The sequence below is a fragment of the Rathayibacter sp. AC451 genome (genome assembly GCF_979253095.1).
Map to the genome: position 1 here is coordinate 3,349,338 of NZ_CEEDBD010000001.1, position 25,515 is coordinate 3,374,852.

Consider the following 25,515-nt stretch of genomic DNA (forward strand, 5'->3'; position numbering starts at 1 on the left):
TCAGGGCCGGGCACTGGCAACCCCCTTCATCCCGGCCGGGAGCACGACGGAGGCTGTCGGCGTCGAGGAGGAGGACGCATGCGAGCCATGACCTACCGGGGTCCGTACAAGATCCGTGTCGAGGAGAAGGACCGGCCCCGCATCGAGCACCCGAACGACGCGATCGTGCGGGTGACGCTCGCCGCGATCTGCGGCTCCGATCTGCACTTGTACCACGGGCTCATGCCCGACACGAGGATCGGCCACACCTTCGGCCACGAGTTCATCGGAGTGGTCGACGAGGTCGGCTCGTCGGTGCAGAACCTGAAGGTCGGCGACCGCGTGATGGTGCCGTTCAACATCTACTGCGGCACGTGCTTCTTCTGCGCGCGCGGCCTCTACTCCAACTGCCACAACGTGAATCCGAACGCCACGGCCATCGGCGGCATCTACGGGTACTCGCACTCGACCGGCGGCTACGACGGCGGGCAGGCCGAGTATGTGCGCGTGCCCTTCGCCGACGTCGGGCCGAGCGTGATCCCGGAGTGGCTGCCCGACGAGGACGCGCTGCTGCTGACCGACGCGTTCTCGACCGGCTACTTCGGCGCGCAGCTCGGCGACATCGTCGAGGGCGACACGGTCGTGGTGCTCGGGGCCGGCCCGGTCGGCCTCGCCGCCGCCCGCTCCTCCTGGCTCATGGGCGCCGGCCACGTGATCGTCGTCGACCAGCTCGAGTACCGGCTCGCCAAGGCTCGCGAGTTCGCGCTCGCCGAGACGGTGAACTACCTCGAGCACGACGACATCGTCGTGCACCTGAAGAAGACGACCGGCGGACTCGGTGCCGACGTGGTCATCGACGCGGTCGGCGCGGAGGCGGACGGAAACCTGATCCAGCACGTCACCTCGGCCAAGCTCAAGCTGCAGGGCGGCTCGCCCGTCGCGCTCAACTGGGCGATCGACGGCGTGCGCAAGGGTGGCACGATCTCGGTGATGGGCGCCTACGGCCCCCTCTTCAGCGCGGTGAAGTTCGGCGACGCGATGAACAAGGGCCTCACGCTCCGGATGAACCAGGCGCCGGTGAAGCGCCAGTGGCCGCGCCTGCTCGAGCACATCCGGGCGGGGTACCTGAAGCCCAGCGACATGATCACGCACCGCATCCCGCTCGAGCACATCGCCGAGGGGTACCACCTGTTCTCGTCCAAGCTCGACGGCTGCATCAAGACCGTCGTGGTGCCGTAGGAGGTCACCGTGCCGTACACCGCCGACAAGCCGATCCAGCCGCCGACCGCCGAGGAGCTGCGCGCCCGCATCCCCGGCTGGGGAGCCGATCTCGACCCGGCCGACCGGCCCTCGTTCCCGCGCGAGCGCTTCGACCTCGAGACCGGGGCGCACTGGCACAAGCCCGAGCCGATGGATCCGGGGGAATACCGCGAGAAGAGCATCGAGCACGAGGAGCTGCCGCCCGTCTTCGGCACCGCGCAGCCGCTGCACGGGGTCTCCGGAGCGATCCGCCGCTACGCCTACGACCGGTTCAGCGAGGGGCGCGCGGCGCACTGGCTGCTGCTGGTGCTGGGCGACCGGGTCGACGCGACCGGAGCGCACCTGCGCTCCCTCGCGACGCTGCGACCGGACGACCCGATCACCGAGACCGGCGTGCTGAGCGAGCTGAAGGCGCATCCGATCGCGTCGCGGCTCGGCCGCTCGGACGTGCGGCACCAGGTGCTGGATCCGCTGCTGGTCGCGGGGCCGTGGGTGCTCGGCGGGCTCGCGGCGGTGGCGCTGGGGCGGCGGCTGCTGCGCTGAGGCGGGTGCCGGTCCGGGCGCTCAGGGAGCGCCTGGTCGGGGAGCGCCGGGTCGGGGAGCGCCGGATCAGGGAGCGCCGAAGCCGGCGGCGTCGAGCACGGCGCGGCCCTCGTCGCCGGTGACGAACGCCGTGAACGCGGCTGCCGCCTCCGACTCCGTGAGCGGGGCGATCGGGTACGTGGTGACGGCCTGCTCCGCCTCGGCGAAGGGGACTCCCTCGACCGCGTCGCCCGCGGTGCGCACGTCGGTGACGTAGACGAGCCCCGCATCCGCCTCGCCCGAACGCACCTTGCCGAGCACGTCGGTCACCGACGACTCCTCGCTCACGGGTTCGATGGCCAGCCCGGCGGCCGACTCGACCGCGTCCGCCGCGGCTCCGCACGGCACCTGCGGAGCGCAGACGACGACGGCCACGCCCGCGCGGGTGAGGTCGGCGAGGGTCCGGACGCCGGCGGGGTTGCCCGGCGGCACGGCGATCTCGAGGGTGTTCGTCGCGAACGCGACGGGGTCCGCGGAGGTCAGCCCCGCCTCCTTCACCCGCTGCATCGTCGCGGTGTCGGCCGTGGCCAGGACGTCGGCGGGGGCGCCGTTCTCGAGCTGGGTCGCGAGATCGGAGGAGCCGGCGAACGAGAGCTCGACCGCGGTGCCGGGGTGAGCGGCCTCGAACCCGTCGGCGAGCTCGGTGAATGCGGCGGTGAGCGAGGCGGCGGCGAAGACGGTGACGGTGCCGGGCGCCTCCTGGGCGCTGCAGCCGGCGAGGGACCCCGCCAGGACGACCGCGGACAGGGCAGCTAGCGGGCGGATGCGGCGCATGGAGATCCTCAGGTCGGAGCGGTTCCGCATCTGCGGGTCTGAGGCGACTCTACGTCCTCGTCCGCGTCTGAGGCCGCCCTGGGAGCTCGGTGCGCATGGACGGGTCGGGCCGGGTGCGCTGCAGAACCTCAGCGGAGAGAGGGGTCCGACGGCTGACAGCCGACAGACCCCCCTCCTCAGCTGATGTTCTGCGCGCACCCCGTTCCGGAACCGCAGGGTCGGCTCGGAGCAGGCACGGACAGCGGGCCGGGCATGGCATCGTCGAGGACGGACGCTCCGGATCCTTTTCCGCTCTCCTGTCCGACCCGCACACTCCGCAGAAGGGCCACCATGACCTCCGACCGCCTCCGCGTCGTCGCCGCCACCCCGATCAGCGACGAGCTGATCGCCCGGATCGTCGAGCTCGAGCCGCGCCTCGACGTCGTCGCCGACCAGAGCCTGCTCCCGCCCATGCGGCACCCCGGCGACCACCAGGGTGACCCGGGCTTCGAGCGCACACCCGAGCAGCAGTCGGCGTTCGACGAGCTCGTCGACTCGGCCGACGTGCTCTACGGGATCCCGGACGAGTCGCCGTCGGCCCTCGCGCGCACCGTGGCCGCGAACCCGTCGCTCCGCTGGGTGCAGACGATGCCCGCGGGCGGCGGCGGGCAGGTGAAGGCGGCGGGGCTGGACGCGGAGGCGCTCGAGCGCATCGCGTTCTCGACGAGCGCGGGCGTCCACTCCCAGCCGCTCGCCGAGTTCTCGGTGTTCGGGCTGCTGGCCGGCGCGAAGTCGCTGCCGAGGCTGCAGGAGCTGCAGCGCCGGAAGAAGTGGGGCGCGCGCTGGACGATGGGGCTGATCTCGGAGCAGACGATCCTGATCGTGGGGCTCGGCACGATCGGCCGCGCCACCGCGCAGAAGCTGACAGGCCTCGGCGCCCGGGTGATCGGCACGAGCCGGCACGAGGACTCCGTCGAGCACGTCGACGAGATCGTGCGGCCCGAGGCGATCGCCGACGTGGCCGAGCGGATCGACGGGGTCGTCGTGACTCTTCCCGGCACCTCCGCGACCGAGAAGCTGGTCGGCGCCGGCTTCTTCGAGGCGCTGCGTCCGGGAGCGACGCTCGTCAGCGTCGGCCGCGGCACCGTGATCGACGAGGAGGCGCTCCTCGCGGCGCTGGACGACGGCCGGGTCGGCTGTGCGGTCCTCGACGTGGTCGCGCAGGAGCCGCTGGCCGAGGACAGCCCGCTGTGGACGCATCCCGGCGTTCTGATCAGCCCGCACACCGCGGCGCTGAACGCGGCCGAGGACCGGCTGATCGCGGAGCTGTTCGCGCGGAACGCGACCCGCTTCCTCGACGGCGAGGAGCTGATCAACCGCGTCGACACGGTCGAGTTCTACTGACGCGCCGGGCCGGATTCCCGCCGCGGACCTCCGAAACGCCTCCACAACGGCCCGGATCGGCTACGATCCGGGCCGATCCGGGCGATGCGGCCACCGCGGAGGCCCTCGACGGCCTACCGTTGCCCTATGGCGTCAACCGAAACACCCGATACCGCCCCCGAGGCTCAGAGCGCGTCCGACGCTCAGAACGCCCCCGAGGCTCAGACCACCTCCGAGGCCCCCGCCGCCCCCGCGGCCGCGGCCTCCGCTCCCTCCGACGAGCCCCGCTCGCTCACCTTCTCCGACCTGGGCCTCAGCGAGCCCGTCCTCAAGGCTCTGAAGGAGGTCGGCTACGAGACGCCCTCGGCGATCCAGGCCGCGACGATCCCGTCCCTCCTCTCCGGCCGCGACGTCCTCGGCGTCGCCCAGACCGGCACCGGCAAGACGGCCGCCTTCGCGCTGCCGATCCTCTCCCGGCTCGACCTCTCGCAGAAGACCCCGCAGGCCCTCGTCCTCGCGCCCACCCGCGAGCTCGCGCTCCAGGTGTGCGAGGCGTTCGAGCGCTACGCCTCGGCCCTGCGCGGAGTGCACGTGCTCCCCGTCTACGGCGGCCAGGGCTACGGCACCCAGCTCTCGGCGCTGCGCCGCGGCGTCCACGTCGTCGTCGGCACGCCCGGCCGCATCATGGACCACCTCGAGAAGGGCACGCTCGACCTCTCGGCGCTGAAGTACCTGGTGCTCGACGAGGCCGACGAGATGCTCAAGATGGGCTTCGCGGAGGACGTCGAGACGATCCTCGCCGACACCCCGGTCGAGAAGCAGATCGCGCTGTTCTCGGCGACGATGCCCTCGCAGATCCGCCGCATCTCGGGCAAGTACCTCAAGGAGCCCGAGGAGATCACGGTCAAGAACAAGACCACGACCTCGGTCAACACCACCCAGCGCTACCTGATGGTGTCGTACCCGCAGAAGGTGGACGCCCTCACCCGCATCCTCGAGGTCGAGAACTTCGAGGGGATGATCGTCTTCGTCCGCACCAAGAGCGAGACCGAGACCCTCGCCGAGAAGCTGCGCGCCCGCGGCTACACCGCCGCCGCGATCAGCGGAGACGTCGCCCAGGCCCAGCGCGAGCGCACCGTCGAGCAGCTGAAGTCGGGCAAGCTCGACATCCTCGTCGCCACCGACGTCGCCGCCCGCGGTCTCGACGTCGAGCGCATCAGCCACGTCGTCAACTACGACATCCCGATCGACACCGAGTCGTACGTGCACCGCATCGGCCGCACGGGCCGTGCGGGGCGCAGCGGAGCGGCGATCAGCTTCGTCACGCCGCGCGAGCGCCGCCTGCTCGCCGCGATCGAGAAGGCCACCCGTCAGCCGCTCACCGAGATGCGCATGCCCAGCGTCGAGGACGTCAACGTCACGCGCCTCTCGCGCTTCGACGACGCGATCACCTCGGCGCTCGCCGACTCCGAGCGCCTGCAGCGCTTCCGCGACATCATCGGCCACTACGTCGAGCACCACGACGTCGTCGAGTCGGATGTCGCCGCGGCCCTCGCGATCGTCGCCCAGGGCGAGGAGCCGCTGCTCCTCTCGCCCGACGACCCCCGCTTCGCCCGCCGCGAGCGCGAGGAGCGCGAGCCGCGCCCCGACCGCGACCGCGGGGATCGCGGCGACCGGGGCTTCGACCGTGACCGGGGCGAGCGCCCCGAGCGCCGCCAGCGCCCGGCGAACAGCAACCTCGCCTCCTACCGGATCGAGGTGGGCCGTCGTCAGCGCGTCGAGCCCCGCCAGATCGTCGGCGCGCTCGCGAACGAGGGCGGCCTCAACCGCGGCGACTTCGGGCACATCGACATCCGCCCGGACTTCTCGATCGTCGAGCTGCCGGCCGACCTGCCTCAGGACGTGCTCGACCGCCTCGCCGACACCCGCATCAGCGGGCAGCTGATCGAGCTGAAGCCCGACCGCCGTCCGAGCCGTGCCGGCGCCGACCGCGGCGGGCGCCCGTCCGGTCCGTCGCGCTCGACCGAGCGCCCGGAGCGCAAGCCGCGCTACTAGCGGTCGCGCCTCGAGGGGCCGGTCCGTCGACGGAGGAGCTGCAGCTCCCCGCCGGTGGCCCGGCCCCTCCGTCGTCCGGCGGTGGTGGTGGATCTCGATACGCCCGTTGCGCGGGCTACTCGATCAGCAGGGGACGGCGCATTGCGTGGGCGCGGCGGCGCGCATTCCTGCTGGTCGAGTAGCGGCGGCACGCCGCGTATCGAGACCCCCGTGTCCAAGGGGGTGGATCTCGATACGCCCGCTTCGCGGGCTACTCGATCAGCAGGGGACGGCGCAGAGCGTGTGTGCAGCGGCGCGCATTCCCTGCTGGTCGAGTAGCGGCGGCACGCCGCGTATCGAGCCCCGCGCCTCGAGAAGCCCGCACGTCCTACTCCGGGTGCCGCCGCGGGGCGCCGAACAGCAGGGCGGTCGTCGCCGCGACGACGGCGCCCGCGGCGAGGGCCGCGGCGAGCACGACGAGCTGGAACCGAGCGGCCTCGAGCGGCGACGCTCCCGCGAAGACCGCGCCGACGAAGGCTCCGGGCAGGGTGACGAGGCCGGTGGTGCGGGTCTGGTCCGTCGCCGGCATCAGAGCCGTCGAGGCCGCCGCGCGCACCAGCCGCAGGGCCGCGCGGCGCGGAGTGGCGCCCAGCGCCAGCCAGCCCTCCACCTCCTCCGTGCCTGCGGCGAGGCCGGCCCGCAGCTGCCGCCCCATCAGCGAGGCGGCGGTCATCGCGCCGCCGATGACGATGCCGCCGGTCGCGAGCAGGTAGCGCGGCTCCGATCCGACCGCCCCGGTCGCGACGACGACCGCGAGCGGGAGTCCCGCCGCGGCGAGCAGGACGACGGAGGTCCGGAGGCCGCTCCGGCCCAGGCCCGCGCGCTTCCGCACCGTCCACGTCGCCGCGACGAGCATCAGCACCAGGAACGCCGAGACCAGCCGAGCATCCTCGATGATGCCGTGCAGCACGAGGCTGAGCAGTCCGAGCTGCAGCGCCGCCCGCGCGATGGCGAGCGCCTGAGCGCCGGGGCGCTCGAGTCGCAGCGCGGCCACGATCGTCGTCGTCACCAGCGCGAGCACCAGCACGGCGACGATCGTCGGGACGGTGGCGGAGGTCATGGTGCGACGAGCCTACGAGGCGCGGGGCCGCGCACTCGGACCGGCCCCGTCACTCCGCTTGCCCGTCAGCGCCGCAGCACCCGCCGCGCCAGCACGTTGCCCAGCAGCTGCACGAGCTGCACGATCACGATGATCACCAGCACCGCGCCCCACGTCACGACCGGCTCGAACTGCCGGTAGCCGTACTGGATCGCGAAGTTGCCCAGGCCTCCCGCGCCGATGTAGCCGGCGACCGCCGACATGTCGACGATGGCGACGAAGACGAAGGTGTAGCCCAGGATCAGCGGGCCGAGCGCCTCGGGGAGCAGCACCGTGCGCACGATCCGCAGTCGGCTCGCTCCGACCGAGCGCGCGGCCTCGATCACGCCGGGCTGCACGGTGAGCAGGTTCTGCTCGACGATGCGACCGATGCCGAACGCGGCCGCCAGCGACAGAGAGAAGATGATCGCGTCGGTGCCGATGCCGGAGCCGACCACGAGGCGCGCGAGCGGCTGCGCGGCGGCGATGAAGATGATGAACGGGATCGGCCGGAAGACGTTGACGATCACGTTGAGCAGTCCGTACACGAGGCGGTTCGCGAACAGCGCGCCGCCGCGGGTCAGAGCGAGGCCGAGGCCGATCAGCAGGCCGCCGAGCCCGCCGAAGAGCAGGCTGAACGCGACGATGTAGAGCGTCTCGCCGGTGGCCTTCGCGAGCTCCGGGAGCAGTTCGATCAGGGCGTTCATCGGGGCACCTCCGAGAGGGCGACGCGAGCGCCGAGGCGGGCGAGGAGGGGATCGACGACGTCGTCCGACGCGTCGAGGGCGACGGTGAGGTGGCCGAAAGCGCGTCCGCGGACGTCGGTGATGCCTCCGTAGACCAGCTCGAGCGGCACGCCGGCCGCCGCGATGTCGGCGAAGACCTCGCCCTGCGAGGCGGAGCCGTCCGAGAACGACAGCGTGACGAGCCGTCCGCGGTGGCGCTGCCGCAGCACGGCCGCCTCGGCGGGGGAGGGCACCGAGCGGACCACGGTCGAGACGAAGCGCCGGGTGACGGGTTCGCGCGGCGCCGAGAACACCTCGAACACGTCGCCGCGCTCGACGATCCGGCCCGCCTCCATCACGGCGACCTTCGTCGCGAGCTGCTGGATCACGTCCATCTCGTGCGTGATGACGAGGATCGTGACGCCGAGCTCCTCGTTGATGCGCCGCAGCAGCGCCAGGACCTCGCCCGTTGTGTCCGGGTCGAGCGCGCTGGTCGCCTCGTCCGCGAGCAGGATGCGGGGCGAGGCTGCGAGTGCGCGGGCGATGCCCACGCGCTGCTTCTGACCGCCCGAGAGCTGCTCCGGGTGGCTGCGCGCCTTGTCCGAGAGGCCGACGAAGCTCAGCATCTCGTCGACGCGGGCCTTGAGCTCGGCGCGCGGCGTGCCGGCGACCTGCAGCGGGTAGGCCACGTTCTGCCACACCGTCTTCGAGCCGAACAGGTTGAACTGCTGGAAGATCATGCCGATGCCGAGCCGGATGCGGCGCAGCTCCCGCTCGGGCAGGCCGACGATGTCGCGGCCGTCGATCTCGATGCTGCCCGAGGTGGCGGGCTCGAGCGCGTTGACGAGCCGCGCGAGGGTGCTCTTGCCGGCGCCGGAGTAGCCGATCACGCCGTGCACGTCGCCGGCCTCGATGTCGAGGCTGACGCGGTCGACCGCCGTCGAGGCGGCGGCACCGCGGGAGAGGGGCGGGTAGACCTTGCTCACGTCGGTGAGGCGGATGAGCGGCACGGCGCTCCCTTCGAGGGGTGAGGGCGGGGGAGCCGGTGTCCCGGCGGACGGACGGGATCCCCCGCCGGAGCTGGGGATCCCGTCGCGGGGAGAGGGCGGATCAGCCCTGGGCGGCGGTGTCCGCCTCGACGGTCTCGAGCGAGGCCTCCAGCTCGTCGGCCGGCGTCTTCACGAAGATCGCGGTGCCGCCGGACTGCTCGGACACTCCGTCGAGCACGGCCTGCGTGCTCTGGTAGATGTCGACGAGCTCCTGGTACGTCTCGTTGTCGGCGTCCTCGGAGCGGGCCGCGAACACGTTGACGTAGGGCAGCGCGTTGGGGTCGCTCGGGTCGTCCTGCGCGATCGCGTCGGTCGCGCTCAGGCCCGCGTTCTCGATGAAATCGTTGTTGATGATCGCCGCGGCGACGTCCGGCAGCGAGGTCGGGGTCAGCGACGCCTCGAGAGCGGTCACCTCGACCTTAGACTTCGCGGTGTCGACGTCGTCGACGCTCGAGAAGATGCTGCCGCCGTCCTTCAGCTCGATCAGGCCGGCCGACTGGAGCACGAGCAGGCCTCGGGCCTGGTTGCTCTCGTCGTTGGGGACCGCGACGGTCGAGCCCTCGGGGATGTCCTCGACGCTGTCGTACTGCGTGGAGTAGAGGCCGAGCGGGTAGATCGCGGTCGCGCCGATCGGCACGAGGTCCTCGTCGGCGGAGGTGTTGTACTGCGCCAGGTAGACGATGTGCTGGAACTGGTTGAGGTCGATCTCGCCCTCGCTCAGCGCCGGGTTGGGCTGGTTGTAATCGCTGAAGTCGACGATCTCGACGTCGATCCCGGCGTCGGCCGCGGCCTCCTCGTAGGTGGCCCAGTAGGGATCGCTCGCGCCGACGACGCCGATGCGGACGGTGTCGCTCTCGCCCGCCGAGGCGGAGCAGCCGGCGAGGAGGAGGGCGGAGGCGGTGATCGCGGTGGTCGCGAGGAGCGTCGTGCGCAGGGACATGCTGTGTGGATCCTTCCGTGGGGAGGATCCGGGCGGTGCTTCCCGCGGACGGTGCTGCGACCGCGGGCGGTGCTGATCACCGCCGGCGCTGCGACCGGCCTCCGATCGCACGACGCCGCGTCGACGCGGATCCCGGGGACCACGGTACGGACGTCGCGCACGGGACGCGAAACACGGTCGTAACACGACGACTCGCGAGTCGTCGGGTCTGTGGCAACGCACACGGCGACTCGTGAGTCGCCGGTCGGGTCAGCCCGCGAGCGCCTCGGCTTCGGCCGCCTCGTGCTTGGCGAGGCGCTTCGCGATCGCATCGCGCTCGGCCCGGAGCGACGCGATGGTCGGCTGGTCCAGGCGCGGGTCCGCGAGGTCGGCGAAGGGGCTCGCGGTGCCGGTGCGCGCCGAGACGAGCGCGGCGTAGGCCTTGGTCGCAGCGCGCAGCTCGGCGCCGGCGCGCTCGACCTTGCGGGCGCTCGACTCCTTGTCCGAGACCAGGCGGGCGTGCTTGTCGAGGGCTGCTACCAGTGCCTGGTGGGCCGCGTCAATCTTCTTGCTCATAGGCGCATTATGGCGCAAGCTCGCCTCGCGAGGCGAGACGCAGAAGGGGGTCGAGCGCCTCCGCGCCCTGAACAGGCGTCTCGCCGGGCGCGCGTCAGACCGAGCCCTACTCGGGGGGTTCTGCCGCTGCGGCCGGGCGGAGGCGGGCGCCTAGCGTGGTGTGCGTGCCCCTCTCCCGCCGCGCCCTCGTCTCCCGCTCCGCGTGGGCACTCCCCGTCGTGACGCTGGCCGTCGCCGCTCCGGCGGCTTCCGCCTCGGAAACGCCCGTCGTGGATCTCGGCGCCTTCCGGTTGGCGGGTCAGTGCCCGATCCCGAGCATCCGCACCGCCGGCTTCGTCCTGACCGCCGGCGACGTCCCCCTCCCCGCCGGCTCCTCGGTGGCCCTCAGCAGCACCGGCTCGTCCCGGCGCCTCGTCTCGTGGAGCCCCAGCCCCGCGGAGGCGGTGCAGCTCGTGGCGGCCGGCGTCACCTCCGCGTGGGAGCTGACGGTCGACCTTGCTCCGGGCGCCTCGATCACGTTCCGTGCGACGGGGAGCATCCAGAACCCGTTCGAGTTCACGGGAACCGTCGATCCGGCCGGGGACGCGATCGGCACGGGCTCCCGGTCGACGGCGACGATCACCACGGACTTCATCGGGGGATGCGCGGCCACCTGACGCTCGTCAGCGCGCGTGCCCTCAGGCCGCTCCGTCGAGATCCACTCCGTCGAGATACGCTCCGTCGAGATCCGCGAGGTCCAGGACGAAGCGGTAGCGCACGTCGTTCGCCTCCAGCCGCGCCAGCGCCGTGGCGATCCCGGTCGACGGCAGCACCTCGACGTCGGCCGTGATGCCGTGCTCGCCGCAGAAGTCGAGCAGCTCCTGGGTCGCGCGCAGCCCGCCGCTGCCGCCGGAGGTCAGGCTCTTGCGTCCGATCAGCAGGTCGAGGACCTCGACCGTGACCGGCCCGAGCGCGCCGAGGACGCTCAGCGCGCCGTCGAGGGCCAGCACGTGCAGGTAGGGCGCGACGTCGTGCGGCGCCGAGATCGTGTCGAGCACGAGGTCGAACCGTCCGCGTTGTGCGGCCATCGCGTCGGGGTCGTGCGACACGACGACGTCCGTCGCCCCCAGGGCGAGAGCGTCCTCGGTCTTGCCCGCGCTGCCCGTGAAGACCGTCACCTCGGCGCCGAGCGCGCGGGCCAGCTTGACGGCGAGGTGCCCGAGCCCGCCGAGCCCGACCACGGCGACCCGGATGCCGGGGCCGACTCCGCGGCTGCGGAGCGGCTCCCAGACCGTGATGCCGGCGCAGAGCAGCGGAGCGACCGCGGCCGGGTCGAGTCCGGCCGGTGCGCGGTGCACGAAGCCCTCGCGCACGACCTGCTCCCGCGACCAGCCGCCCTGGGTGCTCGAGCCGTCGCGGCGGTCGACGCCGCCGTACGCGAGGGTCGGGAACTCGCGGCAGAAGTTCTCCTGGCCCGCCGTGCACAGGTCGCACTCGCCGCAGGAGTCGACGATCGTGCCGACCGCGACGGCGTCGCCCACCGCGAAGCGGCTGACCGCCGATCCGACCTCGGTCACCGTGCCGACGAGCTCGTGCCCCGGGACGAGAGCGGCGGAGCCGTCGAGCGAGTGGAGCGCGTGCAGGTCGCTGTGGCAGACGCCGCAGTAGTCCACCCGGATCGCGACGTCGTCGTGCCGCAGATCCCTCCGCTCGATGCTCGCGCGGACGGGTGCCGGGGCGGTGGCCGTCACGGTATAGGCCGGGGTGCTTCTCATGCCTGCTCCTCGAAAATACCAACTGGTTTGTTCTCGGAATGGTAGCAGGGGAAGAGTCCAGAGAACAGACCGGTTGGTAGCATCTCGGGCATGACTCCGATCCCCGCCACCGGCAAGGGCGAGGCGACCCGGCGCCGCATCATGGACGCGGCGACCGCCGAGTTCGCCGAGCACGGCATCGCGGGAGCGCGCGTCGACCGCATCGCGGCCGTCGCGGCCTCGAACAAGGCGCAGCTCTACGCCTACTTCACGAGCAAGGAGCTGCTCTTCGACGCGGTCTTCGAGGCGTCGCTCGACCTCATCGTCGACGTCGTGCCGATCGACCCGTCCGACCTCGCCGGCTGGGCGGTGCGCCTCTACGACGAGTACCTCGTAAGGCCGGACCTCATCCGGCTCGCCACCTGGGCCCGGCTCGAGCGCCGGCCCACCGGGCACCTGGTAGCGGGGTCGGAGGCGCGCGATCGCGAGCAGGGCAAGCTCGAGGCGATCCGCTCGGCGCAGTCGGACGGCCGGGTCGCCGTGGGGGCCGATCCGTTCGACGTGATGGCCATGGTCATCGCCATGTCGATGGCGTGGTCACCGGTGAGCAACGTCTACGCCGCGTTCGCCGCGGAGGAGCAGCGCGAGCACGACCGGCGCCGCGCCTTCCTGCGCGAGGCGGTCCGCCGCGCCTTCCCCGCCGCCTGAGCGCGTCCGCCCCCGCTACGGTGAAGGCCGAACGGAGGCTCCATGATCTGGCAGCTCGAGACGATCCCCTACGACCACCCCGACGCCGACGCCCTGCGCGCCGCTCAGCGCGTGGAGCTCGACGAGCGCTACGGCAGCACGGATCACGAGCCGGGAGTGCCGCCGTCGGCCGCCGACGTGCCCGTGTTCGTCGTGGCCCGCGACGCCGACGGGGTGGCGCGCGCCTGTGGAGGCCTGCGCCCCCTGCCCGAGTCGGTGCTCGGCCCGGATGCGATCGAGGTCAAGCGGATGTACGTGGATCCGTCCGCGCGCGGAACCGGGGTCGCGACGCTCGTCCTCCGCCGGCTCGAGGAGCTGGCCGCCGGGCTCGGAGCGGCGCGCCTCGTGCTCGAGACCGGCACGAAGCAGCCGGACGCCGTGCGCTTCTACGAGCGCGAGGGCTACACGGGCATCCCGCTCTTCGGCGACTACATCGGCGGCGAGTTCTCGCTCTGCTTCGCCCGCGACCTCTGACACACAGGAGGGGCGCCCCTCCCGGGACGCCCCTCCGCTTCCGTCGGCCACCGCCGACGGGCCGCGTCAGCCCTCGAGCGGCAGCAGGATGCCCTTCACCGTCTCGTCGGTCGCCAGGAACTCTTGCACCGCCGGGTCCTGGAACGCCTGCACGAGCTTCTTGATGTTCTCCGTGTCGGCGTAGCGGGAGCCGATCGTGAGCTGCCCGGCGAAGTCGTCGGGGGCCGTCGGAGCGAAGATCTGCTTCTCGATGGGGATGTCGGCGGCGAGGTAGTACTCGGTGTAGCCGACGGCCGCGTCGAGGTCCGGCAGCGCGCGCGACTGGGCCGCGAAGTCGAGCAGGGTGAACTTCAGGTTCTTGGGGTTCTCGGCGATGTCGTTCTGCGTCGCCGTGCCGGGCTCGGTGCCGGGCTTCAGCGTGATCAGGCCGGCGCTCTGCAGCAGCCACAGGCCCTGCGCTTCGTTCGCCGGGTCGGAGTAGAGCGAGATCGTGCCGCCGTCGGGGATCTCGGAGACGTCGCCGTACTTGTCGCTCCAGAGCCCGAAGCCCCAGCGGAACACGGGGGTCGCGGCCTCCTCCTCGAAGTCGGGGTTCGACTCGAGCACCTGGCCGAGCCAGAGCTTGTGCTGGTAGACGGTCGCGGCGACCTCGCCCTCGCTGACCGCTCGATTGATGGTGTTGCTGTCCGAGAGGCCCTTGAACTCGACCTCGATGCCGTACTCCGGCGCGACCTCGTCGGCGATGAACTGCACGAGGGCCTGCTCGGACGCGTTGCCCTCGGCGGTGGCGACGTAGAGCGTCGCTCCCTCGGTCTCGTTCGCCGACACGGAGGGCGAGAGGAGCGGGACGGCGATCGCCGTGCCGGCGGCCAGCACGACGGCCGTGCCTCCGGCGATCCAGGGCCAGCGGCGCTTCTTCTTCAACTCGAAGCCGAGCGTGCTCTCGGGCGAGCGGGTGCTGTCGGGGGTGTTCTCGGTGCTCATGGGAGTGCCTTCCAGGGGTGCGCGCGCCGGTGCCCGGGCGCGGGAGAGGGACGCGGCGGCGGGAGCCGGGCGCGGGGGAGGACGCCGCGGCGGGGGCCGGGCGGGAGAGGAGGAGGAGCGGTCAGACCGCGACGGCGACGCGCTCGGCACGCCGCGAGCGCGAGGCGCTCGGCGTCGTGGCGCGCACGAGGGCGTCGCCCATGAGCTGCACGAGCGCGACCGTGGCGACCAGGATCACGATCGTCGCGAGCATCACCGTGTTGTCGAACCGCTGGTAGCCGTAGGTGACCGCGACGTAGCCGATGCCGCCGGCTCCGATCGTGCCCGCGATGGCCGAGTACTCGATCATCGCGATGGTGTTGATGGTCAGGCCGCCGATGATCTGCGGCACCGCCTCGCTGAGCTGCGCCGAGCGGATGACCTGCAGCCGCGACGCTCCGGAGGCACGGGCCACGCGGGTGAGCGCGATCGGCACGCTCCGCAGCGCGTTCTCGACGATGCGGGTGAAGAACGCGATGCCGGCGATCGACATCGGCACGACGGCGGCCGCGATCCCGATGTTGGTGCCGGTGATCAGCCGGGTGAACGGCATGATCGACGCCATCAGGATCAGGAACGGCAGCGAGCGGCCGATGCTGATCACCCAGCTCAGGGTCTGGTGCGCGGCGCGGTTCTCGAACAGCCCGCCGGGCGCCAGGTTGTGCACGGCGGCCCCGAGCGGGATCCCGACGAGCACGACGATCGTCATCACGATGCCGACCATGATCAGCGTCTCGCCGAGCGCGGGCAGGACGAGGGCGGGGATCTCGGCGATCGGCACGCGGTTGTCGAGGTGCAGGGCGCTCATGCCGCGACCTCCTCGGCGAGGGCGACCGGAGCGGAGGCGCCGCGGGAGGGAGCGGGACGGACTGAGAGCCCGAGCAGGCCGGCCGCGTCGACGAGGCGGCGCTCGTCGACGCCGTCCAGCGCCACGGTGGCGTGGCCCACGGCCCGCCCGCCAATGGTCTCGATCGCGGCGCCCAGCAGTGACACCGGTCCGACGGAGTCGGCGAGCCGCGCGATCCAGTCGGCCGGCACGTCGGGGCGCGCGTAGCCGAGCACCCACTCGGTGAGCCCGGGCGCCGGAGCGGCGGCGGGTCGCAGCGGGTTCAGGGCCAGGCCCAGCGGCGAGGAGGCGTCGCGGAGCAGGTCGACGAGGCGCCCCGACTCCACGATGCGGCCGTGGTCGAGCAGGGCGGCGGAGTCGGCGACCTGGCGCACCGTCTCCATCTCGTGGGTGATGAAGAGGATCGAGAGCCCCAGGTCGTCGCGCAGCTCCTTGAGGAGCGTCGTGATCGCGGTGGTCGACGCCGGGTCCAGGCCCGAGGTGGCCTCGTCCGAGAGCAGCACGCTGGGGCGCAGCGCCAGGGCGCGGGCGATGCCGACACGCTGGCGCTGGCCGCCTGAGAGCTGGTGCGGGTAGTGGCCGGCGCGCTCCGAGAGCCCGACGCGGTCGAGGAGCTCGGCGACGCGGCGCTTCGTCTCGGCCGCGGTGACTCCGAGGTACTCGAGCGGCAGGGCGACGTTCTGGGCCGCGGTCCGGCGGCTGAAGAGCCCGTCGGACTGGAAGACGGTGCCGATGCGACGGCGGGCGACGCGCAGCTCCTGCTCGGACAACTGCGAGAGGGCGTCCCCGTTGACGACGACCGAGCCCGAGGTGGGGCGCTCGAGCAGGTTCACGCACGCTGCGAGCGTGCTCTTCCCGGCACCGCTCGGCCCGACGACGGCGAAGATCTCGCCCGTCGCGACCGAGAAGTCGAGGCGGTCGAGCACGGTGACGGCGGCGTCGCCGTGCCCGTAGGCCTTGGTGAGCTGCTCGAGGCGGATCATGCCTGGTGTCCTTCCGGGACGGTGCGGAGCGGGCGCCGTCGGCGCACGGGACGATGATGGAGCATCGTCGTCGCCTCGCGTCGGCCGCGTGACGTCCGCCGTAACACTGGGCGGCGGCCCACCCCCGGAAGGGTCTCGCTCAGTACACGAACCAGCGCAGCCAGTCGCGGTTGTGGGCGTGCACCAGCGCCAGGAACACCACGACGTCGAAGAGCAGGTGCACGCAGATCACGTAGGTCAGCGACTTCGTCTTCGAGAAGATCCAGCCCTGCAGCAGGGCGAACGGGATCGTGAACGCCGGCGCCCACTCGCGGTAGCCCAGCTCCCAGAGGAACGACACGAACACCACCGCCTGCAGGATGTTGGCCCACCACAGCGGGAGGTGGCGGCGCAGCACCGCGAAGACGACGCAGATGAAGAACAGCTCGTCCCAGATGCCCACGAAACCGACGCCGACGAACAGGCGCGCGATCTCGTCCGGAGCGTGGATCGCCGGCCAGTTGAGATAGGCGCCCGAGCGGATGAAGTAGAACGGCAGCAGGATCCAGCCCAGCACGACCACGGCCGGCAGGTACGACTTCTCCAGCGGCGTCCACTTCTGCCCGGTGCGGATCGGGAACCGGATGAGCCGCCGCTTCGTGCCGTACCGGTCGATCGCCCAGGGCACGGCGACGGCCGCCGAGAGCACGACACCCATCAGCGCCATGTTGGGGTAGTCGAGGTTCGCCTCCACCGAGATCGTGCTGACGATCACGAGGCCCGCGGCGATGAGGGAGAGGTCGACGGCGAGGACGCGGTCGATCGCCAGGGCGAGCAGCAGGCTCGCGGCCAGCACGAGGTAGCCCGCGAGGGGCAGCCGCAGTCCGAAGAGGAGCACGGCCGAGGCTGACAGGCCGGCGGCGGGAGCGAGAGCGGAAGGCACGGGTTCAGGGTAGGCGCGGCGGGGGCCGGGGAGCCTGGTCAGCCCAGCGCGTCGAGGGCGATCGCCGCGGCCCGGGCGACGAGGGCGTCGTCGTAGTCCTGGGCGGGATCGTCCCGCTCCGTCAGCACCGCGATCACGATCGGGGCGGCGTCCGGCCGCTCGACGAGGGCGAGGTCGGTGCGCAGCCCGCCCGCCCCTCGGACTTGTCGAGGACGGTCCAGCCCGCGGGTGCGCCCGCTCGCACGAGCGCGTCCCCGGTCGCGTTGCCGCTCATCCACTCGCGGAGCAGGTCGCGGTCGTCGGGATCGAGGGCGCCGCCGAGCAGGAGCGCGCGCAGATCCGCGGAGAGGGAGCGCGCCGTGCCCGTGTCGAGCCCGTCGGGGGTGCTCGTGTTCAGCTCGGGCTCGAGGCGGTCGACGCGGGTGACGTCGTCGCCGAGCCCGCGCAGCGCCTCCTGCAGTCCGGCCGGACCGCCGAGCTCTTCGAGCACCGCGTTGTGCGCGGTGTTGTCGCTGACGCGCACGGCGGCCTCGGCCACCTCGCCGAGCGGCAGACCGGAGGCGGTCGCCGGGCCCGTGACGGGGGAGTGGTCGACGACGTCGCTCCAGGTGACGACGCGCGCGAGATCCTCGGGCCCGGTGCGCGCGAGCAGCGCGCCGGCCGCGAGGGCCTTGCTCGAGGAGGCGAAGCGGAAGCGCTCGTCGGCGCGGTGCTCGAGGATCCGCTCGTCGCCCGTGTCGACGGCGACGAGCCCGATGCGGGCGTCGTACTCGGCCTCGAGGGCGTCGAGCGCGGCTCCGATCGGCGGCACGACCGGGGACGCAGGCGCCGAGGCCGACGCGGGTGCGGTCGCCGCAGGCACCGGCTCGCTCGTCGAGCAGCCCGTCGTCGTCGCCGCGAGCGTCAGGAGGATCGCCGAGACGGCGGCGCGCCGGCCCTCATCGGATCCACGCGGTCGCGAGCCGCGTGACGAGCCGCGTCGCCCACTCGATCGGCCCCGATCCCACGAAGCGCCACCACAGCACTCCGACCGCCCAGACGCCGAGCACCAGGAGGAGCGCCCCGGCCGGGTCCTGCACCCCGCGCACCGCGCCCGAGGCGAGCAGGGCGACCACGACGCCCACCTGCAGCACGTAGACCGAGAGGGCGAGCGATCCGACGGCGCGGAACGGCGTGAACACGGCGGCGATGATCGGGCGGGCGCGCGGCGACCGGACCGTCGCGAGAAGCACGACGGCGACGTGGGCGGCAAGCACCAGGCCCAGATCGTGCAGCGTGTCGGCGTGGCTGCCCGACACGGAGTCGACGCCGAGCGCACGCTCGACCAGCGGCCGCACCGCGTAGGCCGGCAGTGCGACGGCGGCGAGGGCGACGAGGAGCCGGTCGCGGCGGAACCCGTGCCGCAGCAGCAGGGCGCCGAGCAGGAAGAAGGGCAGCAGGCTCGTCACGCGGTAGTGCGGATCGAGGAAGACCCAGCGGACCGCGAAGCCGAGGGGCGACTGCTGCCCGAGCAGGACGGGGTCGACGGCCGAGGCGACCGCGGTGTTCACCGGCGCTCCGACGACCGCGAGCACCACGGCGACGACGGCCACGACCCGCGAGGACAGCAGGAGGATCGGCGTGCCGACGACCAGCACGATCCCGAGGAACGCGAGCACGATCGCGATCCAGCTGCCCCACGTGGCGAGCCACAGGCCCAGCGCCACGAGGACTGCCCCGCGGATCAGGTTCTGCACCAGGACGCGAGCGGGCGAGGCGCCCGGCCGGGCGAGCACGATCGACGCCGACATGCCCATGACGAGGGCGAAGAGGGGCGAGGCGAGGTCGTTCACGTTGCCGGCGACGAAGCTCGCGGAGCGCGAGGCGGACACGGCGGGCAGCAGCGGCATCGCGTGCGCCACGAGCATCGCCACGATCGCGACGCCGCGGAGCACGTCGGGCACGACGACGCGGTCCGGCTGCAGGCGCGGGGTGGAGCTGCGCATCGCGGTCGCGGAGGTCGGGGACGCAGGCATGGCACGAGGGTACGGCCCTCCACCGTCTTCGCGAGCGGCCCGCTGCGCGTCCCTCCACGACCGGGATCGGGCCGACTGGACGCGAACTGGGCTGCGGGACGCGCCTCCAGACCGTTCCGCGTCCACTCGCGGCCGGAGTCGGTGGCGAGTCGCCTCGACACGGGGGCGGGGGCGTGCGCGGAGCCCGCTCGGCGTCGAGTCGCAGGTCGCGGTCCGCGTCCAGGCGCGGGGCGGCGACGGGTGAGCCCGTGGCGCGCTCCGCGCCGATCCCTAGAGGGCTCACGGGCTCGGCGGGCATGCTGGAGGGATGACCGACGCCACCGCCTCCGCCGTCCCGACCGCTCCCACCCGTCCCCGCGGGGAGCGCCCCGTCCGCACCCAGCACGTGCTGACCGTGCTGCGGACGCAACGGCTGACCGAGCACCTCGTGCGCGTGCACCTGGGCGGACCCGGCTTCGACGCGTTCGCCGCGGAGGCCGATCCCGCGACGCTCGCCACGACCGACAAGTACGTGAAGCTCCTGCTGCCCCGTGCCGGCGTCGACGTGGAGCCGCCGTACGACCTCGACGCGCTCCGGGCGACCCTCGCCCCCGAGGACCTGCCCGTCCGCCGCACCTACACCGTGCGCTCCGTCGACCTCGACCGGCGGAGCCTCGCGATCGACTTCGTCGTGCACGGCGACGACGGGGTGGCGGGCCCGTGGGCCGCCTCCGCCGCTCCCGGCGACCGCCTCGCGTTCAACGGGCCCGGAGGCGCGTGGGCGCCGAGCGCGGAGCCCGGCGCGTTCCACCTGCTGCTGGGCGACGACTCCGCCCTCCCCCGCGATCGCCGCGGCGCTCGAGGCCGTGCCCGCCGACGCGCGCGGGCTGGTGCTGCTCGAGGTGCCGGGAGCCGCCGATGAGCAGCCGCTCGCCGTTCCCGCCGGGGTCGAGCTGCGCTGGCTGCACCGCGGCGTGCTCGAGGCGGGGCGGGCGCTCGTCGCGGCCGTGCGCGCCGAGCCGCGTCCCTCCGGGGTGCTCGACGTCTTCGCGCACGGCGAGCGCGGGGCGATGAAGGAGCTGCGGCGGATCCTCCAGGACGACTGGGGTCTGGAGCGCCGCTCGCTGTCGCTGTCGGCCTACTGGGCGCTCGGCCGGGCGGAGGACCGCTTCCAGGCCGAGAAGCGCGAGCCGGTCGGCGAGATCTTCGCCGACTGACCCCGCTCCCGCGGGAACGACGAGGGCCCCGGTGCACTGCACCGGGGCCCTCGTCGTGCTCAGCGGAGGATCAGACCCGCTTGAGCGCGATCGTCGCGCTCGTGGTGGAGTTGCCCGCCGCGTCGGTCGCCTTGGCGGTCACCGGGTAGGTGCCCACTCCGAACGCCGCGGTGTTGACCGGGAGCTGCCACGTGCCGTCGGCGGCGAGGGTCGCGTCGCCGAGCTTCGTCGTGCCCACCCAGTAGCTCACTCCGGTGACGCCCACGTTGTCCGAGGCGCGCGCGGCCAGCACGATCGTGCCGGACACCGACGCGCCCGACGTCGGCGACACGATCGCGACGGTCGGCGCGGTGCGGTCGGCCACCGGGGCGGTGGTCGGCGTCGCGGTCGGCGCCGGAGTGGCGGTCGGCGCCGGAGTGGCGGTCGCAGTCGCGGTCGGGGCGGGAGTCGCGGTCGGCGTCGGCGTCGCGGTCGCGGTGGGCACGGGGGTCGCGGTCGGCGTCGCGGTGGGGGTGGCCGTGGGCGTCGCGGTCGCGGTCGGCGTGGCGCTGGGCGTCGGAGCGACGGTCCCGCCGACCTGGTCGGCGCCCGCGGTGCGGCTGCCGAAGGTCTGGCCGTCGATGTCGGTGCGGGCGCCGGTCAGCGAGCCCCATCCCGGGATCTGGGTCTGCGCGCCGTCGAGCACGTGCAGGTCGCCCGCGGCGGAGGAGACGAAGGCCGGGGCGCCCTGCACGTTGCCCTGCTGGTTCAGCAGCGTGGGCGTCTTGCAGAGCTTCGTGTTCCACGCCTCGACGATGGTGTTCGTCATCGGGCTGGTGCAGGAGGAGAGGTAGCTGACGATGTTGCGGTCGAAGACGGTGTTCGCCGCTCCGCCCACGCGCAGCGCGCCGTTCTCGAAGGTGTTGTTGCGGATGTAGAGGTTGCTGGCGGTGACCTCGCGGAAGTCGGCCACGGAGCCTCCGCGGCAGTCGGCCGTGACGACGATGCAGCCCGAGACGAAGTTCGACTCGACCGTGATGTCGCTCATCCCGTCGCCGGCGCCCGGCGAGAACTGGATGCCCGCGTTGTAGCAGTTCTTCAGGACGTTGCCGCGCAGCGTCACCTTGGTGCTCTCGAAGACCTGGATGCAGTCGGCGTGCAGGCCGTTGTCGATGTTCTGGTCGTAGTTCTGGACCCGGTTGTTCTCGATCAGGCCGTTGGTGGTGCCGCCGACCTGGATGCCGTCGATCGACGAGCCGTTCTCGAAGGTCGAGTTCCGCACGATCACGTTCGCGCTGCGCACGAAGATGCCGGAGCCGTCGATGTGCATGCGGTCGACCGTGATGCCCGAGCCGTAGGTGTAGAAGGTGCTGCGGGAGTAGATGTCGTTCCACACCGTGTTCGCCGCGTAGACCTTCGTCGACCCGAGCACCGGCGAGGCGCCGGGTGCGGGCATGACGACGACGGGAGCGGCGACGGTCGCCTTCCCGGCCTTGATGGTCACCGTCGGGTAGGTGCCGGAGGTGAGCAGCACGGTGTCGCCGGGGGCGGCGTTCTGCACCGCGGTCACGAGTGAGCAGGGCGCGGCGGCGGTGCAGACCGTGCTGGTCCCGGTGGGGGAGGCGTAGCGGTTCGCCGCCGCGAAGCTGGGCGCGGCCGCGAAGAACGCGGCGATCACGACCAGCAGTGCGGCGAGAGTCGCGCTGAGCGTTCGAGTCATGGGCGTGGGGTCCAATCGGGGAAGGTGTGAGCGGGGACTCGGGGCGGGGAAAGGAAGGAGGGGCCGTGGCCGCGAGGCGTATCGGCCGAAGGGGGGACGACTCCGTACACTGGGCGCGGCGGGAGCGTCCCCGGCGGTCGACCACCCCTGGGGGACGAGCGCTCGAGCGCCCGCCTGGACCAACCGGAGCGGCGAACGCCCGCACCGGCGTAGGACGAGGACGGCTCCGAGACGGGGCCGGGAACGGCAGTGCTGTGAGCGGAACGGGTTCGCGAGTCCGGACGATCCTCGGAGGCGTGCGCAAGCGCACGGCTCCGCTCCTGAAGAGCCCGGCGGTGCTGTCGCTCGGCGCCCGGGCCGTCTTCGTCGACGCCGCCCGCCTGCGCCGGGCGCGCCGCGCTCCGCAGGCCGCGGCCCAGGGTCGCGCGATTCTGATCGCGCCCCCCGGTGCCGGCAACATCGGCGACGCCGCGCTCGTCGGCGCGTTCCTCGAGAACGTGGCCGGTCCGATCACGGTCATCACCCGCTACCCGGGCGACATCCGCGTGCCCGCCGAGCACGCCGACCGCGTCGAGATCGTCTCGCTGGGCACTCTGCTCTACGGCGGACTGCCGAGCTTCGTGCGCGACCTCCGCCGCTTCCGCTCGATGCTCCCGGGCACCGCGTCCGTCTCGATCGTCGGCGCCGACATCATGGACGGCGCCTACAACTTCCGCGCCTCGACCAGCCGCGCGGTCGTCGCGCGCAGCGCCGCCTCCGCGGGCGTCGACACTCGCGTGCTCGGCTTCAGCTGGAACGGCAAGGCGCACCCGGCGGCGCTCGCCGAGCTGCGGGCGGCCGACCGCGCCGGCACCACGCTCTTCCTCCGCGACCCGCTGTCGGTCGAGCGCGCCCGACGCGACGGACTCGACGCGCAGGCCTCCGCGGACATCGTCTTCTCGGCCCGCTCCGTCGACAGCGAGCGGGCGAGCACCGAGCTCGACGCCCTCGACACGAGCGCCGGCATCGCGATCGTCAACGTCTCGGGCCTGATCGACACCGATCAGACCGGCGCGTACGTCGAGATCATCGGCGGCCTGCGCGCGCGCGGCCTCGCCGTCGTGCTGCTGCCGCACGTGATCAAGCACGGTCCCGACGACCTCGCGGCCTGCCGCAAGGTCTACGCGGCGCTGCCCGACACGACCGGCGTCGCCTTCGTCGAGGACGTCCTGAGCCCGGCCGAGGTGCGCGGCTTCACCGAGCGCGCCACCGTGACCGTCACCGGTCGCATGCACCTCGCGATCATGTCCCTGATGAAGGGCGTGCCCGCGATCACCCTCGCCACGCAGGGCAAGGTCGAGGGCCTGATGGCCATGTTCGAGCTGCCCTACCTGTGCGTCGAGCCCGGCGACGGGCTCGCGACACGCGTCGGCGAGGCGCTCGAGCGCGTCCTCTCGGACCGCGACGCCGTCTCGTCCGCGATCCTCGCGAAGCTGCCCGCCGTGCAGGAGCTCAGCGCCGCGAACTTCGCCGGCCTGCCCCGCACCTGAGCGGTGCGGGCGGCGGCTCGCGGGGGTCGTCGGCACGGGGCGTCCTTCTGGGCGTCGAGGTCGGGCGGAGGACCGCTCCGATCCGCGGCACTGCGGGGACGTCGGGCCTCTGGGGCAACGGCCGGACACGTCTCCGGCGCTTCTGCAGCGACCATAATCGCGGCCTTCGAACGCATGTTCCCGATGAGCGTTCCTCCGGATCGCTGACCCCCTTGACGGGGCGCGGGCCGATCGGACGCGCCGTGGCTGCTCGGAGCGGCGCCGCGAGCAGGTGATCCGGACGGGCGCACGCGCCGTCGAGCCGCCCTCGGCCGGCGCGATCCTCCCGGGCTCGCGGAACGGCGTTCGGCTCGCGGGATCCGGGGATTCCTGCGAGCCGAACGGGTTCCTGCGAGCCGGAGGTGGGAGTCCGGTCGCGGCGTCAGACCAGGCGCCGCCCGCTGAAGCGGTCGATCGACGCCTCGCGCGCCATCGCCCTCTCGTACATCCGGTGGAACGGCTCCGTGAGCACCCCGTTGGTGGCGTCGAGCGAGTCCTGCCACGCGACGATGTCGCCCAGCTGCGCCGTCAGATCCGCGCGCAGCGCCCTCTCGTCGACGGTGGTCGACTCGCCGCCCGAGACCACGACGCGGCCCGCCACGATGACCGTGTCGATCGACGAGCCGTTCTCGGAGTAGACGAGCTGGTTCTCGAGGCGCTGGCGCGGTGTGAAGTTCAGCGTCTCGAGGTCGAACAGCACGAGGTCGGCCTGCTTGCCCACCTCGATGCTGCCGGTGACCCCGTCGAGAACGGCGCTCCGTGCGCCCCCGATCGTGCCCGCCGTCAGCACCTCGGCGACCGTCGGCCACGAGGCGAGATCGGGGTCGGTCACCTTGTGCAGCAGCGCCGCGGCCTTGATCACGTCGAGCATCCGCGGGGAGTCGCTGCTCGAGCAGCCGTCGGTGCCCAGGCCCAGGTTCACTCCGGCGTCGTGCAGGGCGCGCCAGGGTGCGATGCCCGAGCCGAGCTTGAGGTTCGAGAGCGGGTTGTGCGAGATCGAGGTCCCGGCGGCGGCGACGCGGTCCATGTCGGAGTCGGTGAGCCAGATGCCGTGCGCGAACGTGGTGTTCGGCGAGAGGGCCCCGATCCGCTCCATGTACTCGACGAGGGTGCCCCCGTACGACTCCTGCCCGGTGACCAGCTGGGTCTTCGTCTCGAGGACGTGGATGTGGCACTCCGCGCCGTGCTCGAGCGCGAGCTCGGTCGCTCCGACCAGCAGCTCGGGCGCGACCCGCTGGGGCGCGGAGGGGGCGACCATGTAGCGCAGCCGCCCGCCGCCCCGTCCGTGCTGGGTCGCGAAGGCCTCGCGGCTGAACGCGAGGTACCCGTCGGTCGTCGGCCGCGACGCCGCCCGCGCCGACTCGAGGACGTCGGCCGGCAGCAGCTCCTCGAGGAACGGCATGGTCTCGAAGAAGGGCTTGCTGATCACATGCCCCGAGATGTTCGCCCGGATCCCGATCTCGTCGTACGCGTCGAACACCGCGGCCAGCTGCGCCGCGTCCTGATCCGGGTTCTCGAGCACGTCGTCGACCAGCGTCGTCACGCCCGCCTTCAGCGACTCGAGCGCGAACAGCGACGAGCGCAGCCGCACCAGGTCAGGAGCGACGCGACTGTCGCCCAGGATCGGGTACGAGAGCAGCATCCACAGCTCGAGCGGCAGGTTGTCGTAGCGCCCCTTGTAGAGGTACTCCCACGAGTGGGTGTGCGCGTTGACGAAGCCGGGGGTGACCAGGCGGTCGCGGCCGTCGATCACCTCGTCGCCCGGCTCCGGCGCGAGCCCCGGGCCGATCGCGGCGATCACGTCGTCGACGATGCGGATGCTCGCCGTGATCGGCACGGCACCCGAGACCGGGTCCATGGTGATGACGGAGGCGTCGGTGATGAGCAGCGGCATGGCGGTTCCGTTCGTG

At 72.7% G+C, this 25,515-nt stretch carries 25 protein-coding genes; 10 read left to right on the plus strand and 15 right to left on the minus strand.

Annotated features, from left to right (window positions below; translation table 11 throughout):
• The first annotated feature begins 78 nt into the window (after positions 1-78).
• The gene (locus AC0CID_RS15945) at positions 79-1,218 is read left to right on the plus strand and encodes a zinc-dependent alcohol dehydrogenase (RefSeq protein ID WP_465227589.1); all 1,140 of its coding nucleotides are present in this window, start codon (positions 79-81) and stop codon (positions 1,216-1,218) included.
• Between the two features lie 9 nt (positions 1,219-1,227).
• Positions 1,228-1,782: a hypothetical protein gene (locus AC0CID_RS15950; RefSeq protein ID WP_465227590.1), complete on the plus strand. Its 555-nt coding sequence runs from the start codon at positions 1,228-1,230 to the stop codon at positions 1,780-1,782.
• A gap of 66 nt (positions 1,783-1,848) precedes the next feature.
• On the opposite strand, the gene modA is transcribed toward AC0CID_RS15950, so the two are convergent.
• Complete coding sequence (gene modA / locus AC0CID_RS15955) at positions 1,849-2,595, minus strand: molybdate ABC transporter substrate-binding protein (RefSeq protein WP_465227591.1); 747 nt, start codon at positions 2,593-2,595, stop codon at positions 1,849-1,851.
• 330 nt (positions 2,596-2,925) lie between these two features.
• Between modA and AC0CID_RS15960 the strand changes: the two genes are divergently transcribed.
• Positions 2,926-3,978: a D-2-hydroxyacid dehydrogenase gene (locus AC0CID_RS15960; RefSeq protein ID WP_465227592.1), complete on the plus strand. Its 1,053-nt coding sequence runs from the start codon at positions 2,926-2,928 to the stop codon at positions 3,976-3,978.
• Positions 3,979-4,104: 126 nt separating this feature from the next.
• Complete coding sequence (locus AC0CID_RS15965; RefSeq protein ID WP_465227593.1) at positions 4,105-6,012, plus strand: DEAD/DEAH box helicase; 1,908 nt, start codon at positions 4,105-4,107, stop codon at positions 6,010-6,012.
• Between the two features lie 367 nt (positions 6,013-6,379).
• On the opposite strand, the gene AC0CID_RS15970 is transcribed toward AC0CID_RS15965, so the two are convergent.
• The 5 genes from AC0CID_RS15970 to AC0CID_RS15990 form a co-directional block, all read right to left on the minus strand.
• Positions 6,380-7,111 carry an ABC transporter permease gene (locus AC0CID_RS15970; RefSeq protein WP_465227594.1) on the minus strand — a complete coding sequence of 244 codons (732 nt, stop codon included), beginning with the start codon at positions 7,109-7,111 and terminating at the stop codon, positions 6,380-6,382.
• A 65-nt stretch (positions 7,112-7,176) separates the two neighbouring features.
• Positions 7,177-7,836: a methionine ABC transporter permease gene (locus tag AC0CID_RS15975; protein WP_465227595.1), complete on the minus strand. Its 660-nt coding sequence runs from the start codon at positions 7,834-7,836 to the stop codon at positions 7,177-7,179.
• Positions 7,833-8,864 (minus strand): methionine ABC transporter ATP-binding protein, encoded by a 1,032-nt coding sequence (locus AC0CID_RS15980; RefSeq protein ID WP_465227596.1) that lies wholly within the window; start codon positions 8,862-8,864, stop codon positions 7,833-7,835. The genes AC0CID_RS15975 and AC0CID_RS15980 overlap by 4 nt, the downstream gene beginning before the upstream one ends.
• A gap of 100 nt (positions 8,865-8,964) precedes the next feature.
• Complete coding sequence (locus AC0CID_RS15985; protein ID WP_465227597.1) at positions 8,965-9,843, minus strand: MetQ/NlpA family ABC transporter substrate-binding protein; 879 nt, start codon at positions 9,841-9,843, stop codon at positions 8,965-8,967.
• 249 nt (positions 9,844-10,092) lie between these two features.
• The gene (locus tag AC0CID_RS15990) at positions 10,093-10,398 is read right to left on the minus strand and encodes a hypothetical protein (RefSeq protein ID WP_251945541.1); all 306 of its coding nucleotides are present in this window, start codon (positions 10,396-10,398) and stop codon (positions 10,093-10,095) included.
• A 164-nt stretch (positions 10,399-10,562) separates the two neighbouring features.
• Here AC0CID_RS15990 and AC0CID_RS15995 point away from each other — a divergent pair, with 164 nt between their 5' ends.
• On the plus strand, positions 10,563-11,054 hold the full coding sequence (locus AC0CID_RS15995; protein ID WP_465227598.1) for a hypothetical protein: 492 nt from the start codon (positions 10,563-10,565) through the stop codon (positions 11,052-11,054).
• Positions 11,055-11,075: 21 nt separating this feature from the next.
• Here the strand turns inward: AC0CID_RS15995 and AC0CID_RS16000 are convergent, their stop codons facing one another.
• Positions 11,076-12,152: an NAD(P)-dependent alcohol dehydrogenase gene (locus AC0CID_RS16000; RefSeq protein ID WP_465227599.1), complete on the minus strand. Its 1,077-nt coding sequence runs from the start codon at positions 12,150-12,152 to the stop codon at positions 11,076-11,078.
• A gap of 90 nt (positions 12,153-12,242) precedes the next feature.
• On the opposite strand from AC0CID_RS16000, the gene AC0CID_RS16005 reads away from it, so the two are divergent.
• Entirely contained in the window at positions 12,243-12,839 is a 597-nt protein-coding gene (locus tag AC0CID_RS16005) for a TetR/AcrR family transcriptional regulator (protein WP_465227600.1), read from the plus strand.
• 42 nt (positions 12,840-12,881) lie between these two features.
• Positions 12,882-13,352 carry a GNAT family N-acetyltransferase gene (locus tag AC0CID_RS16010; RefSeq protein ID WP_465227601.1) on the plus strand — a complete coding sequence of 157 codons (471 nt, stop codon included), beginning with the start codon at positions 12,882-12,884 and terminating at the stop codon, positions 13,350-13,352.
• A 66-nt stretch (positions 13,353-13,418) separates the two neighbouring features.
• Here the strand turns inward: AC0CID_RS16010 and AC0CID_RS16015 are convergent, their stop codons facing one another.
• The 6 genes from AC0CID_RS16015 to AC0CID_RS16040 form a co-directional block, all read right to left on the minus strand.
• Positions 13,419-14,336, minus strand: a complete 918-nt coding sequence (locus AC0CID_RS16015; protein ID WP_465227602.1) for a MetQ/NlpA family ABC transporter substrate-binding protein — start codon at positions 14,334-14,336, stop codon at positions 13,419-13,421.
• Positions 14,337-14,457: 121 nt separating this feature from the next.
• Positions 14,458-15,183 carry a methionine ABC transporter permease gene (locus tag AC0CID_RS16020; protein WP_465227603.1) on the minus strand — a complete coding sequence of 242 codons (726 nt, stop codon included), beginning with the start codon at positions 15,181-15,183 and terminating at the stop codon, positions 14,458-14,460.
• Positions 15,180-16,205: a methionine ABC transporter ATP-binding protein gene (locus tag AC0CID_RS16025; RefSeq protein WP_465227604.1), complete on the minus strand. Its 1,026-nt coding sequence runs from the start codon at positions 16,203-16,205 to the stop codon at positions 15,180-15,182. Before AC0CID_RS16025 ends, AC0CID_RS16020 begins: the two co-directional genes overlap by 4 nt.
• A 139-nt stretch (positions 16,206-16,344) precedes the next feature.
• Positions 16,345-17,127 carry a CPBP family intramembrane glutamic endopeptidase gene (locus AC0CID_RS16030; RefSeq protein ID WP_465227605.1) on the minus strand — a complete coding sequence of 261 codons (783 nt, stop codon included), beginning with the start codon at positions 17,125-17,127 and terminating at the stop codon, positions 16,345-16,347.
• A gap of 133 nt (positions 17,128-17,260) precedes the next feature.
• Complete coding sequence (locus AC0CID_RS16035) at positions 17,261-17,989, minus strand: serine hydrolase (protein WP_465227606.1); 729 nt, start codon at positions 17,987-17,989, stop codon at positions 17,261-17,263.
• Between the two features lie 76 nt (positions 17,990-18,065).
• Positions 18,066-19,142, minus strand: coding sequence for a DUF418 domain-containing protein (locus tag AC0CID_RS16040; RefSeq protein WP_465227607.1), 1,077 nt, complete (start codon positions 19,140-19,142; stop codon positions 18,066-18,068).
• Positions 19,143-19,449: 307 nt separating this feature from the next.
• Here AC0CID_RS16040 and AC0CID_RS16045 point away from each other — a divergent pair, with 307 nt between their 5' ends.
• Both AC0CID_RS16045 and AC0CID_RS16050 read left to right on the plus strand, forming a co-directional pair.
• Complete coding sequence (locus AC0CID_RS16045) at positions 19,450-20,043, plus strand: siderophore-interacting protein (protein ID WP_465227608.1); 594 nt, start codon at positions 19,450-19,452, stop codon at positions 20,041-20,043.
• Positions 19,988-20,338, plus strand: a complete 351-nt coding sequence (locus AC0CID_RS16050; protein WP_465227609.1) for a siderophore-interacting protein — start codon at positions 19,988-19,990, stop codon at positions 20,336-20,338. The genes AC0CID_RS16045 and AC0CID_RS16050 overlap by 56 nt, the downstream gene beginning before the upstream one ends.
• Before the next feature lie 70 nt (positions 20,339-20,408).
• Here the strand turns inward: AC0CID_RS16050 and AC0CID_RS16055 are convergent, their stop codons facing one another.
• Positions 20,409-22,037 (minus strand): Ig-like domain-containing protein, encoded by a 1,629-nt coding sequence (locus tag AC0CID_RS16055; RefSeq protein ID WP_465227610.1) that lies wholly within the window; start codon positions 22,035-22,037, stop codon positions 20,409-20,411.
• Positions 22,038-22,333: 296 nt separating this feature from the next.
• On the opposite strand from AC0CID_RS16055, the gene AC0CID_RS16060 reads away from it, so the two are divergent.
• A complete protein-coding gene (locus tag AC0CID_RS16060; RefSeq protein ID WP_207407870.1) occupies positions 22,334-23,566 on the plus strand; it encodes a polysaccharide pyruvyl transferase family protein in 1,233 nt (410 codons plus the stop codon).
• Positions 23,567-23,987: 421 nt separating this feature from the next.
• On the opposite strand, the gene AC0CID_RS16065 is transcribed toward AC0CID_RS16060, so the two are convergent.
• Positions 23,988-25,499, minus strand: coding sequence for an amidohydrolase family protein (locus tag AC0CID_RS16065; RefSeq protein ID WP_465227611.1), 1,512 nt, complete (start codon positions 25,497-25,499; stop codon positions 23,988-23,990).
• Positions 25,500-25,515: the final 16 nt, after the last annotated feature.

What these genes read in the sequence shown, in the direction of transcription:
- AC0CID_RS15965 (WP_465227593.1), top strand. Translation starts at nt 4,105, where the DNA reads ATGGCGTCAACCGAAACACCCGATACCGCCCCCGAGGCTCAGAGCGCG.
- AC0CID_RS16015 (WP_465227602.1), bottom strand. Translation starts at nt 14,336, where the DNA reads ATGAGCACCGAGAACACCCCCGACAGCACCCGCTCGCCCGAGAGCACG.
- AC0CID_RS16065 (WP_465227611.1), bottom strand. Translation starts at nt 25,499, where the DNA reads ATGCCGCTGCTCATCACCGACGCCTCCGTCATCACCATGGACCCGGTC.
- AC0CID_RS15975 (WP_465227595.1), bottom strand. Translation starts at nt 7,836, where the DNA reads ATGAACGCCCTGATCGAACTGCTCCCGGAGCTCGCGAAGGCCACCGGC.
- AC0CID_RS16020 (WP_465227603.1), bottom strand. Translation starts at nt 15,183, where the DNA reads ATGAGCGCCCTGCACCTCGACAACCGCGTGCCGATCGCCGAGATCCCC.
- AC0CID_RS15985 (WP_465227597.1), bottom strand. Translation starts at nt 9,843, where the DNA reads ATGTCCCTGCGCACGACGCTCCTCGCGACCACCGCGATCACCGCCTCC.
- AC0CID_RS16000 (WP_465227599.1), bottom strand. Translation starts at nt 12,152, where the DNA reads ATGAGAAGCACCCCGGCCTATACCGTGACGGCCACCGCCCCGGCACCC.
- AC0CID_RS15990 (WP_251945541.1), bottom strand. Translation starts at nt 10,398, where the DNA reads ATGAGCAAGAAGATTGACGCGGCCCACCAGGCACTGGTAGCAGCCCTC.
- AC0CID_RS15970 (WP_465227594.1), bottom strand. Translation starts at nt 7,111, where the DNA reads ATGACCTCCGCCACCGTCCCGACGATCGTCGCCGTGCTGGTGCTCGCG.
- AC0CID_RS15945 (WP_465227589.1), top strand. Translation starts at nt 79, where the DNA reads ATGCGAGCCATGACCTACCGGGGTCCGTACAAGATCCGTGTCGAGGAG.
- AC0CID_RS16005 (WP_465227600.1), top strand. Translation starts at nt 12,243, where the DNA reads ATGACTCCGATCCCCGCCACCGGCAAGGGCGAGGCGACCCGGCGCCGC.
- AC0CID_RS16040 (WP_465227607.1), bottom strand. Translation starts at nt 19,142, where the DNA reads ATGCCTGCGTCCCCGACCTCCGCGACCGCGATGCGCAGCTCCACCCCG.
- modA (WP_465227591.1), bottom strand. Translation starts at nt 2,595, where the DNA reads ATGCGCCGCATCCGCCCGCTAGCTGCCCTGTCCGCGGTCGTCCTGGCG.
- AC0CID_RS16010 (WP_465227601.1), top strand. Translation starts at nt 12,882, where the DNA reads ATGATCTGGCAGCTCGAGACGATCCCCTACGACCACCCCGACGCCGAC.
- AC0CID_RS16025 (WP_465227604.1), bottom strand. Translation starts at nt 16,205, where the DNA reads ATGATCCGCCTCGAGCAGCTCACCAAGGCCTACGGGCACGGCGACGCC.
- AC0CID_RS16045 (WP_465227608.1), top strand. Translation starts at nt 19,450, where the DNA reads ATGACCGACGCCACCGCCTCCGCCGTCCCGACCGCTCCCACCCGTCCC.
- AC0CID_RS16055 (WP_465227610.1), bottom strand. Translation starts at nt 22,037, where the DNA reads ATGACTCGAACGCTCAGCGCGACTCTCGCCGCACTGCTGGTCGTGATC.
- AC0CID_RS15960 (WP_465227592.1), top strand. Translation starts at nt 2,926, where the DNA reads ATGACCTCCGACCGCCTCCGCGTCGTCGCCGCCACCCCGATCAGCGAC.